At 42.7% G+C, this 19,604-nt stretch carries 19 protein-coding genes, 1 tRNA gene and 2 pseudogenes; 6 read left to right on the top strand and 16 right to left on the bottom strand.

All coding sequences use genetic code 11. From position 1 onward, the window contains the following. Window positions 1–45 precede the first annotated feature (45 nt). The 12 genes and pseudogenes from IPP77_01605 to IPP77_01550 form a co-directional block, all read right to left on the bottom strand. Window positions 46–1,917 carry a gliding motility-associated C-terminal domain-containing protein gene (locus tag IPP77_01605; GenBank protein MBL0308417.1) on the bottom strand — a complete coding sequence of 624 codons (1,872 nt, stop codon included), beginning with the start codon at window positions 1,915–1,917 and terminating at the stop codon, window positions 46–48. Beyond that, the gene (locus IPP77_01600; protein MBL0308416.1) at window positions 1,845–3,395 is read right to left on the bottom strand and encodes a SprB repeat-containing protein; all 1,551 of its coding nucleotides are present in this window, start codon (window positions 3,393–3,395) and stop codon (window positions 1,845–1,847) included. The genes IPP77_01605 and IPP77_01600 overlap by 73 nt, the downstream gene beginning before the upstream one ends. Further along, a pseudogene (locus IPP77_01595) lies at window positions 3,392–3,550 on the bottom strand (SprB repeat-containing protein). The gene IPP77_01600 and the pseudogene IPP77_01595 overlap by 4 nt, the downstream one beginning before the upstream one ends. Continuing rightward, window positions 3,516–3,713 carry a SprB repeat-containing protein gene (locus IPP77_01590; GenBank protein MBL0308415.1) on the bottom strand — a complete coding sequence of 66 codons (198 nt, stop codon included), beginning with the start codon at window positions 3,711–3,713 and terminating at the stop codon, window positions 3,516–3,518. Before IPP77_01590 ends, IPP77_01595 begins: the two are co-directional and overlap by 35 nt. Continuing rightward, window positions 3,661–3,912: a hypothetical protein gene (locus IPP77_01585; GenBank protein MBL0308414.1), complete on the bottom strand. Its 252-nt coding sequence runs from the start codon at window positions 3,910–3,912 to the stop codon at window positions 3,661–3,663. The genes IPP77_01590 and IPP77_01585 overlap by 53 nt, the downstream gene beginning before the upstream one ends. Next, window positions 3,839–4,375 carry a SprB repeat-containing protein gene (locus IPP77_01580; GenBank protein MBL0308413.1) on the bottom strand — a complete coding sequence of 179 codons (537 nt, stop codon included), beginning with the start codon at window positions 4,373–4,375 and terminating at the stop codon, window positions 3,839–3,841. Before IPP77_01580 ends, IPP77_01585 begins: the two co-directional genes overlap by 74 nt. Window positions 4,376–4,507: 132 nt before the next feature. Beyond that, window positions 4,508–4,795, bottom strand: a pseudogene (locus IPP77_01575) (SprB repeat-containing protein). Between the two features lie 71 nt (window positions 4,796–4,866). After that, entirely contained in the window at window positions 4,867–5,571 is a 705-nt protein-coding gene (locus IPP77_01570; protein MBL0308412.1) for a SprB repeat-containing protein, read from the bottom strand. Continuing rightward, a complete protein-coding gene (locus IPP77_01565; protein MBL0308411.1) occupies window positions 5,463–5,696 on the bottom strand; it encodes a hypothetical protein in 234 nt (77 codons plus the stop codon). The genes IPP77_01570 and IPP77_01565 overlap by 109 nt, the downstream gene beginning before the upstream one ends. Window positions 5,697–5,820: 124 nt before the next feature. Beyond that, the gene (locus IPP77_01560) at window positions 5,821–8,109 is read right to left on the bottom strand and encodes a choice-of-anchor L domain-containing protein (GenBank protein MBL0308410.1); all 2,289 of its coding nucleotides are present in this window, start codon (window positions 8,107–8,109) and stop codon (window positions 5,821–5,823) included. Between the two features lie 437 nt (window positions 8,110–8,546). Next, on the bottom strand, window positions 8,547–8,900 hold the full coding sequence (gldC, locus tag IPP77_01555; GenBank protein MBL0308409.1) for a gliding motility protein GldC: 354 nt from the start codon (window positions 8,898–8,900) through the stop codon (window positions 8,547–8,549). 33 nt (window positions 8,901–8,933) lie between these two features. Further along, the gene (locus tag IPP77_01550; GenBank protein MBL0308408.1) at window positions 8,934–9,347 is read right to left on the bottom strand and encodes a hypothetical protein; all 414 of its coding nucleotides are present in this window, start codon (window positions 9,345–9,347) and stop codon (window positions 8,934–8,936) included. Between the two features lie 210 nt (window positions 9,348–9,557). Here IPP77_01550 and IPP77_01545 point away from each other — a divergent pair, with 210 nt between their 5' ends. The 6 genes from IPP77_01545 (at window position 9,558) to IPP77_01520 (ending at window position 13,560) form a co-directional block, all read left to right on the top strand. Then, window positions 9,558–9,989 (top strand): acyl-CoA thioesterase, encoded by a 432-nt coding sequence (locus IPP77_01545; protein ID MBL0308407.1) that lies wholly within the window; start codon window positions 9,558–9,560, stop codon window positions 9,987–9,989. 28 nt (window positions 9,990–10,017) lie between these two features. Next, window positions 10,018–11,001: a YihY/virulence factor BrkB family protein gene (locus IPP77_01540; protein ID MBL0308406.1), complete on the top strand. Its 984-nt coding sequence runs from the start codon at window positions 10,018–10,020 to the stop codon at window positions 10,999–11,001. A 39-nt stretch (window positions 11,002–11,040) separates the two neighbouring features. Next, window positions 11,041–11,128 (top strand) — tRNA-Ser (locus IPP77_01535). 337 nt (window positions 11,129–11,465) lie between these two features. Beyond that, window positions 11,466–12,650 (top strand): CHASE2 domain-containing protein, encoded by a 1,185-nt coding sequence (locus IPP77_01530; protein MBL0308405.1) that lies wholly within the window; start codon window positions 11,466–11,468, stop codon window positions 12,648–12,650. Window positions 12,651–12,659: 9 nt separating this feature from the next. Further along, complete coding sequence (locus tag IPP77_01525) at window positions 12,660–13,127, top strand: hypothetical protein (GenBank protein MBL0308404.1); 468 nt, start codon at window positions 12,660–12,662, stop codon at window positions 13,125–13,127. Beyond that, on the top strand, window positions 13,075–13,560 hold the full coding sequence (locus IPP77_01520) for a hypothetical protein (protein MBL0308403.1): 486 nt from the start codon (window positions 13,075–13,077) through the stop codon (window positions 13,558–13,560). Before IPP77_01525 ends, IPP77_01520 begins: the two co-directional genes overlap by 53 nt. A 3-nt stretch (window positions 13,561–13,563) precedes the next feature. Here the strand turns inward: IPP77_01520 and IPP77_01515 are convergent, their stop codons facing one another. The 4 genes from IPP77_01515 to IPP77_01500 all read right to left on the bottom strand — a co-directional run bounded on the left by IPP77_01515 (window position 13,564) and on the right by IPP77_01500 (window position 19,600). After that, the gene (locus tag IPP77_01515) at window positions 13,564–16,059 is read right to left on the bottom strand and encodes a caspase family protein (protein MBL0308402.1); all 2,496 of its coding nucleotides are present in this window, start codon (window positions 16,057–16,059) and stop codon (window positions 13,564–13,566) included. Window positions 16,060–16,565: 506 nt separating this feature from the next. Then, window positions 16,566–16,811 carry an OmpA family protein gene (locus tag IPP77_01510; protein ID MBL0308401.1) on the bottom strand — a complete coding sequence of 82 codons (246 nt, stop codon included), beginning with the start codon at window positions 16,809–16,811 and terminating at the stop codon, window positions 16,566–16,568. Between the two features lie 8 nt (window positions 16,812–16,819). Next, the gene (locus IPP77_01505; GenBank protein ID MBL0308400.1) at window positions 16,820–18,985 is read right to left on the bottom strand and encodes a PD40 domain-containing protein; all 2,166 of its coding nucleotides are present in this window, start codon (window positions 18,983–18,985) and stop codon (window positions 16,820–16,822) included. 12 nt (window positions 18,986–18,997) lie between these two features. Next, window positions 18,998–19,600: a tail fiber domain-containing protein gene (locus IPP77_01500; protein MBL0308399.1), complete on the bottom strand. Its 603-nt coding sequence runs from the start codon at window positions 19,598–19,600 to the stop codon at window positions 18,998–19,000. Between the last annotated feature and the right edge of the window lie 4 nt (window positions 19,601–19,604).

Raw genomic sequence — 19,604 nt, 5'->3', positions numbered from 1 at the left:
CAAATCTATTTTTTTAACTGGATTCTTACAAGATAACCGTTGCAGTTATTTCAAGAGGGTGATGCTGCCTCGTTGCAAAGATTCGCTGCGACCATTTACACGTACTACTTTCAAAAGATACGGATAAATGCCGGGCTGTAGGAATTCGCCTTTATAAATACCATCCCATTGGAAGTGTGGGTTTTCGGATTCAAATACTTTTTCACCCCAGCGGTCAAATATGGTCACACTAATGGTGTGAATACTTTCCAGATTGCCAAATAGCTGAAATACGTCATTGTTGCCGTCACCATTTGGAGTGAATACATTTGGAGCGAAAAGATTATAATCATCTATCACAATTACAGATACCGTGTCTTGGGCCATGCAACCGTTGGTGTCTATGGCTACAACCGTAAACAATGTATTCTCAAGAGGTCTGGCTACACTGTGGTTGCACGAAGCACACTCTAAAGTTTGAGTTGGAGTCCAGCTAAAGGTTGTTTGATTAGAGCCGGTAGCAACAGCCGACAACTCAGTACTTTCCCCCAACTTTATTGTTCCCCCTCCGGAAGCATTTACATGAAACGCATCCGAATTGCTAATTACAAAGGAAGAATCCATACTGCATCCATTGGCGTCGTTAACGGTTACATCATAAGTTCCCGAAACGAGGTCATATAGGTCTTCTGTACTATAACCATTGCTCCAATTATGGGTGTAAGGTTGACTTCCTCCGCTTACTGTCAAATCTATCATTCCTCTAAGGTTAGCACAAACGGGTAGATATACTTTGCATTGAATCATTGGTGACGGCTGCGAAATAATACTGGTAACTGTTGTAGTGCAGCCTTTTGAATCTTGAATCTCAAGATTATAGGTATCTGCTTTTATTCCTGAAAGATCTTTTTGGTTTGATCCGTTGGACCATTGATATATATAGTTCGGTGTGCCACCGGCGATAGTGGTTTCAATGCTTCCAGAGGCATCGCCATAACATTCAATATTCTTTGAAATAACAGTAGCTTTTAAAGATAGCGGCTGGCTAATGTTGAATTCTGAACTAGTAGAACAGTTGTTGGCATCGTTTACTGTTACTGAATATTTTCTGGCGGTCAGGTTGTCTATGCTGGGACCTATTTTAGTTGAACCAGTCCATTCATAAGCATAGGGTGCAGTTCCGCCACTCATTTTTATATGAATGCTACCATCGGTTCTACCGTTGCAGGATACGTTAGTAGTAGTACTATCCAACATGGCAAGTTTCGAAGGTTGTGTGATAGTAATGGATTCGTAAGCCTTACATAGGTTAATATCTGTAACGGTCAGTGAATAGGTGCCGATACCTACGTCGTATAGATCCTCACTGGTTTTCCCATTGCTCCAGCTATATTGAAATGGTATGGTCCCACCGCTAACAAGTATATTGGCATTCCCGTTGTTTTCCCCATAGCAACGTACATTGTTTTTGGAGGAAGTTATGGAAAGTTTGGATGGCTCGATAACTTGATAAGAAGATTCTATCGTACAGGAATTAGCATCAGTAACGGTCAATTGGTAATTGCCACTGATTAGTCCGGTTCTGTTCTGTGACGTGCTTCCTCCACTCCATAAGAAGCTGTATGGAGCTGTGCCTCCACTAGATTGAATGTTTATTGATCCGCTATTTTCACCGTGACATTTAACATCAGTTACACTTTCATTTAACACCATCTTTGGTGATTCGGCTATTACAGTTGATTTTGTTGTATGGCAATTTTGGGCATCCGTTATGATCACTTCGTAGTTCCCAGCAGCAAGATTGTTTTTAGTGGGTGAAGATCCACCAATATTCCAAGAATATGAATATGGGGAGGTGCCTCCAATCACAATCGCGGTGATTGAGCCTGTGCTTGCACCGCTGCAAACAATACCTGAAGTGTTAAGTGTTGCAGCCAATTCCAAAGGTGTTTGAAGGACAACGCTCGTGATTGTATTACAACTTTTGGCATCCTGTACGGTGACAGAATACGTTCCACTGCTGAGGCCGGATAAGTTTTGAGTGGTAGCATTATTACTCCACAAATAGCTGTAAGAAGCAGTACCTCCGGTGACGGATAACTGATAGCCCCGTTACTGGCTCCAAAGCAACCTGCATTGGTCTGGTTGGCAGAAGCAGAGAGGAGCGTAGGCTGAGTTACACTAGTAGTTTGAGCAGCGGTACAACCGTTGAGATCGGTGACGGTAACGCTATAACTTCCTGCGGGGATATTGGTTCTGGCGGAAGTAGTAACACCTCCTCCCCAGTTATAAGTATAAGGAGCAGTTCCACCGGCAAGAGTGAGGCTAATACTACCGGTACTGGTACCAAAACAAGAAGCGGAGACGGGCACAGGAGTAATATTGACACCTGAAACAGGCTGAGTAACGGCGGTACTGAAAGTAGAAGAACAAGTACTGGCATCGGTGACCGTGACCGTATAATTACCGGCAGACAGATTAGTTCTGTTTTGCGTAGTAACGCCAGCACCCCAACTAAAGGTATAGGGACTGCTTCCTCCGCTGACACTTAGATTAATCGCTCCGTTGTTTCCTCCGAAACAAGCGATAGCGGAGTTTGTAGCACTGATATTGAGTACAGATGCCTGCGATAAGTTAGCCGACCCGGTAGCGGAACATCCTTTGGTATCGGTGACCGTCACCTGATAAGTTCCGGCGGCTACATTACTGAGGTTTTGAGTGGTAGCACTGTTATTCCACAAGAAAGTATACCCTGCTGTACCTCCGCTGACGGTCAGGTTAACTGAACCATTGACTGTTCCGGAACAAGAAGGACTGTTGGCGATAGCACTGACAGATATTGCCGTAGGCTGAGTGATGCTTACCGATTGCGTAGCGGTACAACTTTTGGCATCCTGTACGGTGACAGAATACGTTCCACTGCTGAGGCCGGATAAGTTTTGAGTGGTAGCATTATTACTCCACAAATAGCTGTAAGAAGCAGTACCTCCGGTGACGGATAACTGGATAGCCCCGTTACTGGCTCCAAAGCAACCTGCATTGGTCTGGTTGGCAGAAGCAGAGAGGAGCGTAGGCTGAGTTACACTAGTAGTTTGAGCAGCGGTACAACCGTTGAGATCGGTGACGGTAACGCTATAACTTCCTGCGGGGATATTGGTTCTGGCGGAAGTAGTAACACCTCCTCCCCAGTTATAAGTATAAGGAGCAGTTCCACCGGCAAGAGTGAGGCTAATACTACCGGTACTGGTACCAAAACAAGAAGCGGAGACGGGCACAGGAGTAATATTGACACCTGAAACAGGCTGAGTAACGGCGGTACTGAAAGTAGAAGAACAAGTACTGGCATCGGTGACCGTGACCGTATAATTACCGGCAGACAGATTAGTTCTGTTTTGCGTAGTAACGCCAGCACCCAACTAAAGGTATAGGGACTGCTTCCTCCGCTGACACTTAGATTAATCGCTCCGTTGTTTCCTCCGAAACAAGCGATAGCGGAGTTTGTAGCACTGATATTGAGTACAGATGCCTGCGATAAGTTAGCCGACCCTGGTAGCGGAACATCCTTTGGTATCGGTGACCGTCACCTGATAAGTTCCGGCGGCTACATTACTGAGGTTTTGAGTGGTAGCACTGTTATTCCACAAGAAAGTATACCCTGCTGTACCTCCGCTGACGGTCAGGTTAACTGAACCATTGACTGTTCCGGGAACAAGAAGGACTGTTGGCGATAGCACTGACAGATATTGCCGTAGGCTGAGTGATGCTTACCGATTGCGTAGCGGTACAACTTTTGGCATCCTGTACGGTGACAGAATACGTTCCACTGCTGAGGCCGGATAAGTTTTGAGTGGTAGCATTATTACTCCACAAATAGCTGTAAGAAGCAGTACCTCCGGTGACGGATAACTGGATAGCCCCCGTTACTGGCTCCAAAGCAACCTGCATTGGTCTGGTTGGCAGAAGCAGAGAGGAGCGTAGGCTGAGTTACACTAGTAGTTTGAGCAGCGGTACAACCGTTGAGATCGGTGACGGTAACGCTATAACTTCCTGCGGGGATATTGGTTCTGGCGGAAGTAGTAACACCTCCTCCCCAGTTATAAGTATAAGGAGCAGTTCCACCGGCAAGAGTGAGGCTAATACTACCGGTACTGGTACCAAAACAAGAAGCGGAGACGGGCACAGGAGTAATATTGACACCTGAAACAGGCTGAGTAACGGCGGTACTGAAAGTAGAAGAACAAGTACTGGCATCGGTGACCGTGACCGTATAATTACCGGCAGACAGATTAGTTCTGTTTTGCGTAGTAACGCCAGCACCCCAACTAAAGGTATAGGGACTGCTTCCTCCGCTGACACTTAGATTAATCGCTCCGTTGTTTCCTCCGAAACAAGCGATAGCGGAGTTTGTAGCACTGATATTGAGTACAGATGCCTGCGATAAGTTAGCCGACCCGGTAGCGGAACATCCTTTGGTATCGGTGACCGTCACCTGATAAGTTCCGGCGGCTACATTACTGAGGTTTTGAGTGGTAGCACTGTTATTCCACAAGAAAGTATACCCTGCTGTACCTCCGCTGACGGTCAGGTTAACTGAACCATTGACTGTTCCGGAACAAGAAGGACTGTTGGCGATAGCACTGACAGATATTGCCGTAGGCTGAGTGATGCTTACCGATTGCGTAGCGGTACAACTTTTGGCATCCTGTACGGTGACAGAATACGTTCCACTGCTGAGGCCGGATAAGTTTTGAGTGGTAGCATTATTACTCCACAAATAGCTGTAAGAAGCAGTACCTCCGGTGACGGATAACTGGATAGCCCCGTTACTGGCTCCAAAGCAACCTGCATTGGTCTGGTTGGCAGAAGCAGAGAGGAGCGTAGGCTGAGTTACACTAGTAGTTTGAGCAGCGGTACAACCGTTGAGATCGGTGACGGTAACGCTATAACTTCCTGCGGGGATATTGGTTCTGGCGGAAGTAGTAACACCTCCTCCCCAGTTATAAGTATAAGGAGCAGTTCCACCGGCAAGAGTGAGGCTAATACTACCGGTACTGGTACCAAAACAAGAAGCGGAGACGGGCACAGGAGTAATATTGACACCTGAAACAGGCTGAGTAACGGCGGTACTGAAAGTAGAAGAACAAGTACTGGCATCGGTGACCGTGACCGTATAATTACCGGCAGACAGATTAGTTCTGTTTGCGTAGTAACGCCAGCACCCCAACTAAAGGTATAGGGACTGCTTCCTCCGCTGACACTTAGATTAATCGCTCCGTTGTTTCCTCCGAAACAAGCGATAGCGGAGTTTGTAGCACTGATATTGAGTACAGATGCCTGCGATAAGTTAGCCGACCCGGTAGCGGAACATCCTTTGGTATCGGTGACCGTCACCTGATAAGTTCCGGCGGCTACATTACTGAGGTTTTGAGTGGTAGCACTGTTATTCCACACGAAAGTATACCCTGCTGTACCTCCGCTGACGGTCAGGTTAACTGAACCATTGACTGTCCGGAACAAGAAGGACTGTTGGCGATAGCACTGACAGATATTGCCGTAGGCTGAGTGATGCTTACCGATTGCGTAGCGGTACAACTTTTGGCATCCTGTACGGTGACAGAATACGTTCCACTGCTGAGGCCGGATAAGTTTTGAGTGGTAGCATTATTACTCCACAAATAGCTGTAAGAAGCAGTACCTCCGGTGACGGATAACTGGATAGCCCGTTACTGGCTCCAAAGCAACCTGCATTGGTCTGGTTGGCAGAAGCAAGAGAGGAGCGTAGGCTGAGTTACACTAGTAGTTTGAGCAGCGGTACAACCGTTGAGATCGGTGACGGTAACGCTATAACTTCCTTGCGGGGATATTGGTTCTGGCGGAAGTAGTAACACCTCCTCCCCAGTTATAAGTATAAGGAGCAGTTCCACCGGCAAGAGTGAGGCTAATACTACCGGTACTGGTACCAAAACAAGAAGCGGAGACGGGCACAGGAGTAATATTGACACCTGAAACAGGCTGAGTAACGGCGGTACTGAAAGTAGAAGAACAAGTACTGGCATCGGTGACCGTGACCGTATAATTACCGGCAGACAGATTAGTTCTGTTTTGCGTAGTAACGCCAGCACCCCAACTAAAGGTATAGGGACTGCTTCCTCCGCTGACACTTAGATTAATCGCTCCGTTGTTTCCTCCGAAACAAGCGATATTTGCGGTAGATGCTGAAATAGATAAAGAAGAAGATGGTTGAGAAATGGAGAATGATGCTGTAGCCGTACAGCCCGCCGTATTACTCACCGTTACTGTATAGCTACCTCCAGTAAGGTTCGTCCTGTTTTGAGTTGAAATGCCTCCACCCCAATTGTATGTGAATGGGCTATTCAATCCAGCCACGGACAGAGAGATACTACCGTTGTTGGCTCCAAAACAAGAGACATCTGTGGATGACCCGCTCACATTGATATTTGAGATGTTAGTAGCCCGTGAGGCAGATGCAGTACAAGAAAATGCATCCGTTGCTGTGACGTTATATGTTCCACTAGTGGAAACGTTTATGGAAGATGTTGCATTTCCATTACTCCAAGAAAAAGAGATTGGATTAACACCTCCTGTATTGGAAGCAGTCAATTGGACTGAGCCTCCGTTACAAACCAAGCCGTTGGGCGAAGCAGTTATAGAAGTAGATAAGTTGCTGACTGAAATTGTTTTGGACAAAATCTTAACACAACTTCCCGCTGTCATTGTCACTGTGTATGTGGTAGTAGAAGTTGGAGATGCTATTGGATTAGCAATACTAGAACTATTTAATCCTGTTGAGGGAGACCATGCATAAACCGCAGCTCCTGAAGCCGTCAATTGGGTGGACTGTCCAGAACATAATGTTGAATCGCCCACGACCAAAGTAGATGTAGGAGGGTCTTGAATACTAATTGTAGTTGTGGCCGAAGGGAGACCGGTACAAACATCCACAACTGATATCGTCACTGTTTCTGTGCCTTCAGTTATATTATCATTCACGGGTGTGAACGGAAGTGAAACAGAGGTTTGTCCGGCAGGAATTGTAACAGTGGAAGGGATAGTGTTGTAATCAGTTCCATTTGTTGCAGAACCAGTAACCGTTAGGTTTAATGTCACATTAGATGCTTGGGCCGCAGATATACCGACATTAATGGTTCCGTTTACACAACCTTCGTAAGTGGAGGTATATCCCGGATAATTTATAGCCGAAGTAACCGAAACGTTATATGGCGCGGCACTAATAGAATATGCCCGAAGAAATACCCCGGAATCATAAATCCGGTCCGTCACATCAGCAATAGCAATTTTCAAATGATAAGTTTGGCAAGGAGTTACTTGTGCAATAGCAGAAAATACTCCGGTCATCCCATCATAAACGATATTCGGGTTATTGATGAGTGCATTATTTACATAAAACCCTGTATTAGCCAATGACTGACAATTGCCTGAACTCCACGTGTTCCCCTGGTAAGTCCCAGGCACTCCCGGATTCACACTATTGATACACACAGGTACCGTAGTGTTTGGAATGGTAGCAAGGTTTTTATTTGTGTAATTCCCTCCTCCCGGATCTGGGCCGCTGATAAAAAAACCGAACACATCATTGTATTGTGAGCAAACAAACTCAGGATATTCTTCGGAACCGAATACATATTCAAATTTCAAAACACTGCCCTGGGGTACAATATCAAATTCAAGAACGCATTTGTCATTGATAACACCTGTTGTTAAAGTAGAAAGTTGAGCATCACCTGTATTGGTAAATTTGGTGGATGCTAGAGAACTTGCCACCTGTGGAATGGATGCTATATTCCCCGTAGATAATACAACTCCTTGTGAAATACCAAGGTTAGTTCCGGTGCTTGTAAATGTTCCAATCCCCTTGTTGTCGCAGTTTATTGTGTAATTACTTATCGTAACACCAGAGCCAGTAAGGAATTGAGTAATAGACTGCGCATCACCATTATAAGTAATGGCGACTTGCGAAAAGGAATTATCAGCAAGTAACAAGAGCAAAAATGCATAGAGAAACTGAATGCCAAACTGGCTCATAAATCTTTCACAAGTCACGGTTTGTAATTCCTTCTTTTTTTTCTGGTAGATTTTCTTAACTGCCATAAAATTCGTTCAATAGTAGATTATTATACGCAGAACTTTCCCTCGGCTCTTAGAAAAATTTACTTATTTTACAAGTTGTATGTTGATAATCTGAAGAAATCGCGCATATTAAAAGGGGAAAGTGGCAGATTTAAGGATGTTGAAAAGAAATATTAGCGCCTTATATTGAGATTTGCGCATTAATTACCCCTAAAATAAGCCCTAAAAGGGGAAGAGGTCTTTTGTGGTTTTAAAACCTAATGACCGTAATCCTGAGACAATTATACACAACTGCTTAGGGGCCTTGATAAAGGTCATCGGATATGAACAACGAATCTTACAATCCTTCCGGTTCAAATCTGACCGAGGGTTGATACATTTTTGCAACCTGAATATTGAACGAGACTCTGTATGTTTACTTCATCTATAAGTCTGCAATACAGCGAGTACTTATAAGGCTACTTTTTAGTGTCCTCCCATTCTGCAGTCTGCTTTGCTAATTGTTGAGCAAACTTTTTCATCTCTTCTACAGCATAAGGATTGCCAGTAGCCTTGGAGTATGATTCAGTCATAGAAAGTAAGGTTTGGAAATAATGCGAATGCATTTCGTCGGTATTCATATCGTTCGTCCAGAGATCAATCTTTAATGTTTGATTTTGAACCATATCCCAAATAGAAATCATGATGCTTTTACAATCGCGTAATTCGTGATTTTTCGAGTCGGTCGCCATCCACTTGATGTCCAGCGGAACATTCTGTTCGTTCAATCCAATCTTAAAGCGTATTTCTGAGGTCTTCGTAATTTCTGACATTGTAAAATTGTAAGGTGAATTAATAATGTGGTGTTAGTTATAAGATGGTCTTGGTTCTTTCCAGGATTTGATGGTTTCAAATAAATTACCCAACAATATCCGGTCGTTTTTTTCAATAGGGACATAATCTCCGGTAACAAAAAAAGGATCTAAATGTTCTTCTTTGTCTTGTTCAAAACAGAACAATATTGGCATCTCGTCCATCTCTATTTCTGCGATGCGTAAATCTATCTGTTCGTTGGAAAGAGCAACTGAATGAAACAGCGAAGCAAGGTGAAACACCTCCGGTTTATCTTTTTGCGAACAAAAGATCCAGAGCCAGTTTCCTTTTAAAGTGCTGAGTTCGTTATACAACTTTTGGCTCAGTACAATGTCCGGTTTCTTTCTATTGTGTGTCAAGAAGAATTCAGCCGAACTAACCGATTCATCCAAAAACTTCTTTTTCATTCCGGGAAACACCACGCGAATATATGCTAATTCAAAAACGTAATAAACTCATATTGGTCCATTCTAATTATTGTACATTTCCGTATTCCTGTGGAAATTTTCCATATCACAATGGTCATAATCCTCAAGATACTTCTCATCTTTCCACTCAGATTATACCATTTATTTAAAATTAACATCCAGTAGTGTATGCCGAACTTATCAGAGGCAATGTTGACCTATAATCATCAAATTAGAGTCCGGTATGGCGATACCGACCAAATGGGTTATGTGTATTATGGTAACTACGGTTACTATTACGAACAGGCCCGTGTAGAGACGGTTCGTTCTATCGGCCTTACCTATAAAGAGATTGAAGAGTCTGGTACCTTTATGCCCATTACGCGGATGAACATCAAATATATTCGTCCGGCTTATTATGATGAATTGCTCACGATTAAAACGATTGTTCCGCAGATGCCTAACCGTACCATCGTATTTATGTATGAAGTCTATAACGAAAAGAACATTCTTATCAACCAGGGCGAGACGCACATGATTTTTATCAACGCTAAGACCAATAGAATTATCGTGGCTCCTGATTTCATCATGGATAAATTTCGTCCTTACTTCCATGTTCCGGCCAAACATAAGGCAGCATGATTTGGAATAGCGATGCCACAACCAGTTCATGAAAAAAATTTGGTACAGGCTCAAAATTAAATACCCAGTTTTAGTTGATTGGGAAGAGCGCTCCCTATGCATTACTGTCCCCGGTCTGGATGGTATTCCGGTCTATGATGTTTACCGATTTTTTATTGCGGAGATAAGATCAAATTCATTACCTACCCGCAGCAAAGCTATTGCTTTCAGTTTTTTCCTAGCTATCTTCCCAGCACTCACTTTTGTATTTACCCTGATGCCTTATCTGCCCTATTTCAGAGATTTAGATGTAGTGGTGCTGAACTTTTTACGGCAAGTATTGCCCAACCAAGAAAGCTATATTTTTATCAAAAACTTTATTGAACCACTACTGACAGATTTAGCCAAACACAAGCGGGGCGGTTTGCTTACCGGTTCATTTATTCTGGTGTTGTTTTTAACATCAGAAGGGGTTATCGCCATGATGAGTTCCTTCGATAAGTCTTACGACTATTATAAAAAACGAAACGCCATACAAACCAGACTGGTAGCTTTTAAAATAACCTTGCTGCTTACCCTACTTTTCATCAGCTCTATTTCGCTTATTGTACTGGGACGTACTTTATTTAACTTTCTTTTTTCGATGATGCCCTTGGATGGAAGTATTAATGAGGTGCTGTTTGGTATCCTTCGATATGCGCTGATACTAATAATGTTTTTCGTGGGAATTTCGCTGATTTACTATTACGGCCCAGCCACCAAAACCAAATACAAATTCATTTCTACTGGTGCCACGGTAGCCACCATTCTTTCTATTTTTGTCTCGGTGGGATTCTCTTATTATGTGGCTAATTTCAGTAAGCTGAATGTTATCTTCGGTTCCATCGGCACAATTATGCTTTTGATGATTTGGCTGAATATCAATTCCTTTATATTGTTGGTAGGATATGAAATCAATGTCAGTATCCACTACAACAAACGGCTGCGCACCCGCGAACTGGAAATAAAAGAAGAATCAGAACCGGTTTTATAACCAGTAGGATTATTGAATCAACTTACTATTTTCGCCCCCGGAGAGATGGCAGAGCGGTTGATTGCAGCTGTCTTGAAAACAGCCGTAGGTGATGAGCCTACCGTGGGTTCGAATCCCTCTCTCTCCGCATCAAAAAAAGCGACTTTAGGGTCGCTTTTTTACTTAAAGTAGTGGTTGATTTCATCCCGACGTGAAAGTGTGAACTGGAGAAAGGAATCAGGACAGATAATTTTTATTAGGCTCAGTAATAGGCAGTTCAACTCTGTGGGAGCGCAGCTAACTCGGAGATAGCTGAATCAACGGGATGGACAAGTGGTAGGCATCCACTTCGGAATATCGTTTCACCCAAGTCATTTTTGTGACTGTGTCTTTAAGAACTTTTTCTTTTACTGGTGAATATCATTTATATCACTTTTAGTCTTCTTTGATTATGACAAGTTTATATTAGCCGCAATTTCTGACTCATGAGGCCCAGTCTTTTTAAGGACAAGGATGTAATCTTTTCAACGCTCTTCGTATTCGCTTTTATTGGCTTATTGAAGTTGTCGTTGGTTCATATTCCGCATTTAGATCCTATCAATGCAGCTTTTGAGGATTTTGAATTTTCGGATATAGTTTATCATTACCAGCGGGATAGAAATTCAGGAGATATCAATAGCCCGATAGTCATTGTGGGCATTGGCAATACAAGAGAAGAAATAGCGCATCAGATAAATGTGATTAATTCCTTTAATCCTAGAGTGATTGCTCTTGATGCCTACTTTCTTGCTCCTAAGGAAGATTTGCAGGACTCCGTGCTTTTAGCATCGTTCAGTGGTGTGAAAAGTTTAGTTGTAGGATGTTTTTTGGAAAAAAGAGAGGACAACAAGGAGTTGAATTATGTCAAAAGTTTTAGCCCGGTTGAACGGTTCACAACGAACGGATTTATCAATTTTGTGGGGGAGGAGAATAAGACCATCCGGTTGTTTAGCCCACATTTAGAAGCAGAAGGCCAGTCAGTTAATTCATTTGCTTCAGAAATAGTGCGACAGTATGATAGTGTGAAGTTCAATCAGTTGATGAAGCGTAAAGCAAAAGTGGAGTATATTAATTACCGCAAGTCCCCAGATCAATATCTTCCAGTACTCAAACCGGAAGATATTACTGAAAATAATTCTTCTCTCGCTTTCCTGAAGGATAAGATTGTAATTATTGGGGCCATTGATAAAGACAATCTGGATGACCTTCACTTTACCCCAATGAATGACCAAATGTCAGGTAGATCAAAACCTGACATGCCGGGTGTTTTTATTCATGCCAATATTGTTGATATGATATTACACAAGGATTATGTCAATAAAATACCGGATTGGTTGATGCTGTTGTTTTCTGTTCTATTTACCTATGTAACCGTTGTATATTACACCTATTATTACGTGGAGAAGCATATCTGGTATCATTTAGTGGCAAAGATTACACAGTTTGTTTTTGTGGTGTTATTACTTTTTATCGAACTCTTTTTTCTAAGTAAACTGAACATTCGTTTTTCCGATAAAATAATGTTGGTGCCTATGGTATTATCAGTGGACTTATTATACTTTTACGATGCATTTGTGAAATGGCTCCACAAACGATTTGGTTATCACACTTATTTTATGAAGGCACACTAAATAATAAACATGAAAACAGCTACTATCATTTTTCTTTCATTAATCGGACTAAACCTACAGTCTCAAAACTATACGCTGGCTTATTTTAAGGGAAACCTTGAGGTGATGAACGGAGGCGTCTGGACATCTTTAAATACAATCGGCGCTGTTGTTGGCAAAAATCAGTCGGTAAAATTAGCTGACAAATCAGAAGCGGTTTTTACGGGTGTAAAGGGAGAAACGATTCATTTAAACAAACCGGACACTTATCCTGTAACGGAGTTTCAGAATCACGTTACGTCCAGCGATAAATCGTCTTTATCAGCCTATTATCTGAGTTTCATAGCCCATCAGGTAACTCACAAAGAATCCAATCCGGAAAAGAATTACAAGGAACAACTGAAGAACCTGGGAGGTGTATCGAGAGCCCAACAACTATCATTGTTTGCAGGGACCGGTAAATGCTACCTATGTGCTGGATTCCAATATTCGATTTGAGTGGAGTGATTTTCATCGCGATAACTATTCAATCGTTATTTACAATGATATTGACCGCAAGTCAATAAAATTAAAGCAAGTGGTCAAAGACACTGCTTTGTCGGTGAATCGTTTTGCTCAGAAGTTTGAATCAGGAAAAACTTATTACTGGACGATAACTGCGGAGAATAGCCGCCCGTGCGAAATCTTTTCATTTTCATTTATGACTAAAGAGGAACAGGACAAAATGACTTTTGAATTGAATAAATTGAAATTACAGATGGACTATAACGGTGGAATGAGAGAAGCTATTATCGGTAAATTCTTTGAATCGAAGGGGTTTTATGAGAACGCCCGTAATTGTTATGTAAAGGCTTGTATTGCTGAACCGAGCAATGAAACATTCCGAAATATCCTCAGTGATTTCGATAGCGGGGTGCTAGCTAAACAGTAGCTATTATGGACGGTAGAAAATAAACTCACCGCCTTCATCACCCGTATTCTTTAGTTGCGATAGTTTAGGACTTTGGTCAGAGTTGTTAACTATGGGTACTTTAATGCTCTCATACATGTGCGAGGCATCAATAAACTTAGCTTTGTTCTCCCGCAATGCTTTAATCAGGTAATAGGTGAAAATAGAATGTCCATCTTTGCCGCCGTCCATAACCGGTTCTATACCTCCTGAAGTAATTGCTTGTCTTGACATCAGGCTATGTGCTTTCTTGTAAAACTTATCGTTATCCGTTTCTCCATAATTAGGTCTTCCGCGAGTAATATCACCACTGAAACAAGCGTCTGAAATAAGCAAGGTGTGTTTAGTTCGGATAGAAGCAAGGAACGTATGCAGGTCAGCATTCGATATTAGTTGAGAGGTAGAGCCGGTCAGTGCATCTACCGGAACCCAAAAACCCTTGTTAAGCGACTCTTTAAACTCTCCATGTCCTGAATAAAAAATAACGAGATTGTCTTTTTCTCCGAGATTATCCACGCACCATTCCAACTCGTCAATGATTTTTGCGCGGGTGGCTTCTTTGTCATAAACTGCACGAACCAAAGAAAAGTTATAGTTCTTTTGAAGTTCTAGGGCTACCCCTTTCGCATCATTAACAGCATTGTTTAAAACAGGCCAGGTGCCGGTATAGGAATTAATACCAATCATCAAAGCTACATACCTTGTCTTTTCAATAGGTTCGCCACTGCCATAGTCTTCTGTAGCGGTCTGACTGCCTTTGTTTAAGGTACGGGATGTGCCATTGGTCATAGCAAGAAATTCATCGCGGGTACCGATAGTCGCATTAATAGGGGAGGAGATATTCATTTCTTTCACATTGGAATATCCTACGCCGTTTATCTCCGGTCGGACACTTAACTTATCACCGGTGAATCCTTTTTGAGCCATAAATTGCATAGCGATATTCACCCGTTCACCGGGAGCGAGTTTGGGGATTGTTTCCCTTGCTTTATCAATCGCATTTATTCCCTGAGGGAAAGAATATACTACTTCAATATTCTCGGCAGTCACGCCGGTAATATTTTCAATGGTTAGTTGTAAAGTAATTGGCTCACCAATTGCAGCTTTCCCCGATGGTGAAAAGAAGCGAAACAACTGTACCGCCACACCGGCATTGTTTTTAGAACCTGTTTGAATAGTTGCATTTTGTGAAGCGATTTCTACACCGCCTGATTCGGCAGTGATGGTCAAGTTAGCAGAACCTGAACCGAGGTCGTTAGACATTTTAAGCGGTATAGAGAATGTTTTGTTGCCTTTACCCGGAAACTGACCGGCGAAAAACATTTGGGGATATACTAAACCCTGTAACTGCTTATCCGAAGATATACGTAGATAAATGTCGTATAAGAACTTTTGCTGCGGGTTTACCAAGGTGACACTCAGCGAGGCGTTTTCTCCGGCTTCTAGCATTCCGTTGTTGTTATCTTCCCGCAAAGTGGGCCGGTTAACTGATAAATCACCCTTGGCCGCCATTGATGGAAGTTGTACATATCCTAAATCTAAAGATTCTACATTCCATTTTTTTACGGCAAGGTCATTACCTGCAGTAACAAGAACCTTTCCATCTTCACTGAGTTCCGCGTCCACCACACCGGTAGTGTGGGCCGTCACATTATAGATGACTTGCTTTCCGTCTAGGTCATATATCTCCACCTTTCCGTTACTTCGACTTAAACAAAGTTTCGAGCTGCTCTGAGCGAAACGGATAGAAGTAACATTTGAGAAATCTTCGGTCAGATTTTGCAAAACGGTGCCGGTTTTACTGTTTATGATTTCTATATTGTTGGTAGCAGTTAAGTAAGCGGCGGTTTTTGAATCTCCACAAATATCAAAAGCTGCCGTGAGACTGGCCGGAAATGATTTAATGAGGGCACCATCGGTCTTATAAAGATTAAAAGACCCTCCGGCATTTATACCGATGCAACTGGCATCTTTTGCATACTTAGCCCTAGCAGAAGTGAAGTTGTTTTTCTGAAAAATAATAAAAGTGTCTTTGGTTACTCTTCCTCCCTGTGCGTCCCAGAGTTTAATATTTCCATCAGCACCCACACTTAACATTTCATCCCGGAATGGATGGAAAGCAATGGCTGCTACTGCTGCTAAGTGTCCCTTCAGTATTTTGCGAGGTTTGAAAGTGTTGGCATCCCATATCACTACGGTTTTATTTTGGCTTGAGGTAGCAAACAGCGTCTGATCATTATTATACGCTACGTCGGTGATAACGTCGTCCTGTGCAGCAAGGGAGCGCAGTTTAGAACCGGAATTTAGATCCCAACAATAAGCCCGGTTGTCTGCACCTCCAGTTAACGCTTTACTGGCATCGAAAGAGATGGCGAGGCATTTAATAGCCGAAGTGTGTGCATTGCTGATGGTACGCTCTGGCTGTTGAGCCGTAGAAATAAAGAAGGTAATTATGGTTATTATAAGCAGGCTGTATTTCATAGGGCATTGAATTGCCTTTCAAAGATGAAATTTTTTGGAACAAGTCAATTCTTAGAGATTTTAAAAAGATTGAATTTTCACACTAAAAATTCGAGTTTTTGCTCCTGAAACTCCAGTTATCGCATCAATAACTCGAGTTTCTGCGCTAAAAACAGTTGTTTTAGGAGTGGTAATTCGAGTTTTTTCTCTGATAACTTGGGTTTTTAGAGAAAAAACTCAAGTTATTGCGGCAATAAGTTAGATTATTGGAGCAATAACTTGAATTTTGGAATAAAAAGGTATTAATGGAGTAGTAGAAGTTGTGTTTATAGTTTATCATAACTATATGAATCCGTATAAGGTCTAGTCATAAAAATACAAAATGCTTAATTATGACACCCGCATAGTAGATGACATAAGCAACTTTGTAGAGGATAAATGTCCCTTCTGTGTAAATGGGCTGCATTTCAATTTCGTCATTGTGCGCTGCTCATTTTTCAGATTTGTTAGAGTACCTATGAGTTTGATTACTGTATCAATATAACTTCCACGCGTCTGTTCTTCGCTCTTCCAAGATCAGTGTCATTGTCGGCCACCGGCTCAATACTTCCTTTGCCATTATATATCATCCGGTTGGTGGTGATGCCTTTAGTGAAGAGATAATCGTAAACACTTTTAGCCCTTTTGTGTGATAGCCAGAAATTGGTTTCCCAGCTACCTATATTATCCGTATGCCCCACTACCTCAATACTTACATCCTTGTGGTCCTTCATATACTTGATCAGAACATCCAGTTCACCTTTGACAGACCTAAGGATTTGCTATTGAAGTCGAAATAGATACTCTTGAATACTGCTGTTCGCTCATGGCGCAGTTTTTCTTCCAACATGCGTGTAACGTTCGCAATGATGCCGACCTTGCCTTCGTCACTCACTCCTGCCTGGTCGAGTTGTTTCATTGCCAGTTCATAATTTTCTTTTGCCTTTACAGGGTCAATGGTGTCGTGAGAAATGTCCGGCAACTCTATATCCGATATTTTTTCTTCGCTTTTCCCTGTTTGTGATTTTGTAACCACAGGGGTAGCAGAAGCAGGCGACTTGTTATACGAGCTGATATTACTGGCTGAATTATCCTGACCGGTATTCCCATCTGTACTGTTATAGCTGGATGAATTATCCGTGTTGTTATACGATGAGCTGCTGCTGGCGTCGTTGGGGTTATCAGCAGAAGGTGTTATTGCATTTATATCCAAAGATGGGGTAGGAGCGGAGACCCCTTTATTCTGATCTGTCAACTCTTGGTGAATAGTGCCGTCCTGGTTTATCACCGTTCCATCTGTTTGCATCACGGGACGAGTACCGCTGGCTTTTACCACTTCAACTTCTACCGGTACCTGCACCTGCACTTCATGCTGTTCAATCGCAATGACATTATCTAGATCTTTAGCCTGAGATGCCTCCACCATTCCAACGTTTTTCTGCACTTCCACTTTCACTTCTTCTACCTTCGATACTTCTACTTCTTTCTCCTTCTCTACAATTTTTTCTTTCTCCACCTCCAAAATTTCTACTATAGAATTGTCAGCAGGAGCAGCAATCCTATGTTCGGCAATAATTTTGTCCTCAATATCTTCCGCAGGTCCATTGCCGCGTTTCAGTTCGTAGATGTCAAAATCGCCATTGTCGCCTATAGCAGTGTAATAACTCACTGCATCAGACACGACGTAATAATTCATTTCATTGCCTCCTTTGTTCACCGGATAGCCCATAGTAAAGGCTTCCGACCAATTATCAGTTGAATCGAATTGGGTAAAGAAAACATCAAATCCGCCCATGCCATATTGGGTATTGCCGTTGCTGCTGTAGTATATTCTTTTATCAACCGGATGGAAATAAGGCGACAATTCGTCCAACGCTGTATTCACTTTCTTTCCCATATTCTTCAATTTGCCAAATTTGCCATCCTTACCTTTGGCGATATATAAATCATGGCCTCCCATACCTTCGGGCCGATTGCTGGATACTGCCATCCAGTTTCCATCGGTAGAAAACGCGATGCCGTTTTCATCGGAGCTGCTGTTTGCCTCTTTATATTTTTGCGGTGCTGCCCAGATGCCACCATCTTGTGTACTGAAATAAATATCTCCCTTACCGGTTTTATCTGTGCGGCGGAAATAAAGTTTCTTTCCGTCGGTGGTGAGGTATAGAGGCTCTTCATCAAAGGCGGTATTATGTGTAAAACTGACGGGGTCGTTCCAAGTTCCGTCGGGGCGGATGGTGCAGGAGTAGATATTACTATTGGCCATCACCTCCCCTTCCTTTTCTGTTTCGGGTTTGCGCGACGCAAAGAATAAAGTGGAGTGGTCTATCGAAAGGACAGGATTAGTTTCGCTGAAAAGGGTGTTGACAGGAAGAGGCAAACGCTCTGGGGTAACATGATGCGGATGACTTTTCAGCGTATTAAAGTTGATGCACATTTTAATCTGGCGCGAGCCATCCATCGGCACCTGATTTTTCAATTCGCTACTCCAGTCGGCGAGGTAAAGCATGGCGCTATCGGCATTGTTTAGCTCTAAATAGGTTTTGCCAAGGAAGTATTTAGCATCTAAACTGCTTTGGGCATTTTTGTTGTTATAGAAATCGTATTTAGAAGAAAGTTTAGTTGCCGCGCGGGTAAAAAAACTTTTGCATAATGCAGGATATTGCAAGAGATAGTGGTAACACAAACCCATTTTAAAGTTTAGGTCGGCGTTGCTGCTGTTGTTTTGATAGGCAGGATAATAGGCATTGAGCGCTTCGCGATATTGCTGGTTGGTGAAAAGAATATCGGCCTTACTCACGTTGGGGCTTGCTATTTTTGTTTTGCTTACTGAACTGGTGTCGTCCTTAGCTCCAAAAGAGGCGGGTGAAAGCGCCAGACTAACCAACACAATTAATATGCTTTTCATGATCGTACTTTTTTAATCCTTCTTCTTTATACCTTCTAATATTTTCTTCATCTCATCCAACTGCTGCTGCAATTCAGCCAACTTAGCGCGGGTAGTGCCATTCACCAACGTCAACTGGTTTATGGTTTTTTGCTGCTCGGTCAATACAGGGTTTCCTTCTCCCTTAGAAACATCCGATTCTTTTGTGACCGGAGCAACAGTATTCGTGCCTCTTAGTCTGGCGTTTTCTGATTCAAGCACTTCTACTTTTTGGTTCAATTCCTGTACGGCTTTCACCAAAGGCACCACCAGCGAGGAATAGGATATGGAGTAAAAGTCTTTATCGTTTTCGGGCACATGGATTCCATCAAAATTAAAATGAGTTTCGCGGGCGGCCTGCTCCACCTCCTGGGCAATGAACCCGGTTCTTAGCATGGATTCGGCTTTAGAATAGTCGGTTTTTTCAATGCTTTTAGTGCTTCCGCCCCGGCGGAAAATGTCGAGCGCACGGGCCTGAAGGTTGTATTGAACAGGGCGGAGTTTTGAGATAAAATCAAGCCCGGCAACATTGCTGCTGCTTACATTTTGTTTAAAGCGGGCATCGGAGGTGATAAAGTTTTGACCCGAACTACCCACGTAG

This window comes from Bacteroidota bacterium (assembly GCA_016722375.1).
In the GTDB taxonomy this organism is placed as follows: Bacteria; Bacteroidota; Bacteroidia; order Chitinophagales; family LD1; genus Bog-950.
The sequence above is the reverse complement of the archived record's forward strand: the minus strand, read 5'-3'. Positions and strand labels throughout refer to the sequence as shown.

Bases quoted from the DNA above. Each gene is read 5' to 3' on its own strand.
- IPP77_01560 (MBL0308410.1), bottom strand. From the start codon at position 8,109: ATGGCAGTTAAGAAAATCTACCAGAAAAAAAAGAAGGAATTACAAACC.
- gldC (MBL0308409.1), bottom strand. From the start codon at position 8,900: ATGTCAGAAATTACGAAGACCTCAGAAATACGCTTTAAGATTGGATTG.
- IPP77_01550 (MBL0308408.1), bottom strand. From the start codon at position 9,347: ATGAAAAAGAAGTTTTTGGATGAATCGGTTAGTTCGGCTGAATTCTTC.
- IPP77_01545 (MBL0308407.1), top strand. From the start codon at position 9,558: ATGTTGACCTATAATCATCAAATTAGAGTCCGGTATGGCGATACCGAC.
- IPP77_01540 (MBL0308406.1), top strand. From the start codon at position 10,018: ATGAAAAAAATTTGGTACAGGCTCAAAATTAAATACCCAGTTTTAGTT.
- IPP77_01530 (MBL0308405.1), top strand. From the start codon at position 11,466: ATGAGGCCCAGTCTTTTTAAGGACAAGGATGTAATCTTTTCAACGCTC.
- IPP77_01525 (MBL0308404.1), top strand. From the start codon at position 12,660: ATGAAAACAGCTACTATCATTTTTCTTTCATTAATCGGACTAAACCTA.
- IPP77_01515 (MBL0308402.1), bottom strand. From the start codon at position 16,059: ATGAAATACAGCCTGCTTATAATAACCATAATTACCTTCTTTATTTCT.
- IPP77_01510 (MBL0308401.1), bottom strand. From the start codon at position 16,811: ATGAAGGACCACAAGGATGTAAGTATTGAGGTAGTGGGGCATACGGAT.
- IPP77_01505 (MBL0308400.1), bottom strand. From the start codon at position 18,985: ATGAAAAGCATATTAATTGTGTTGGTTAGTCTGGCGCTTTCACCCGCC.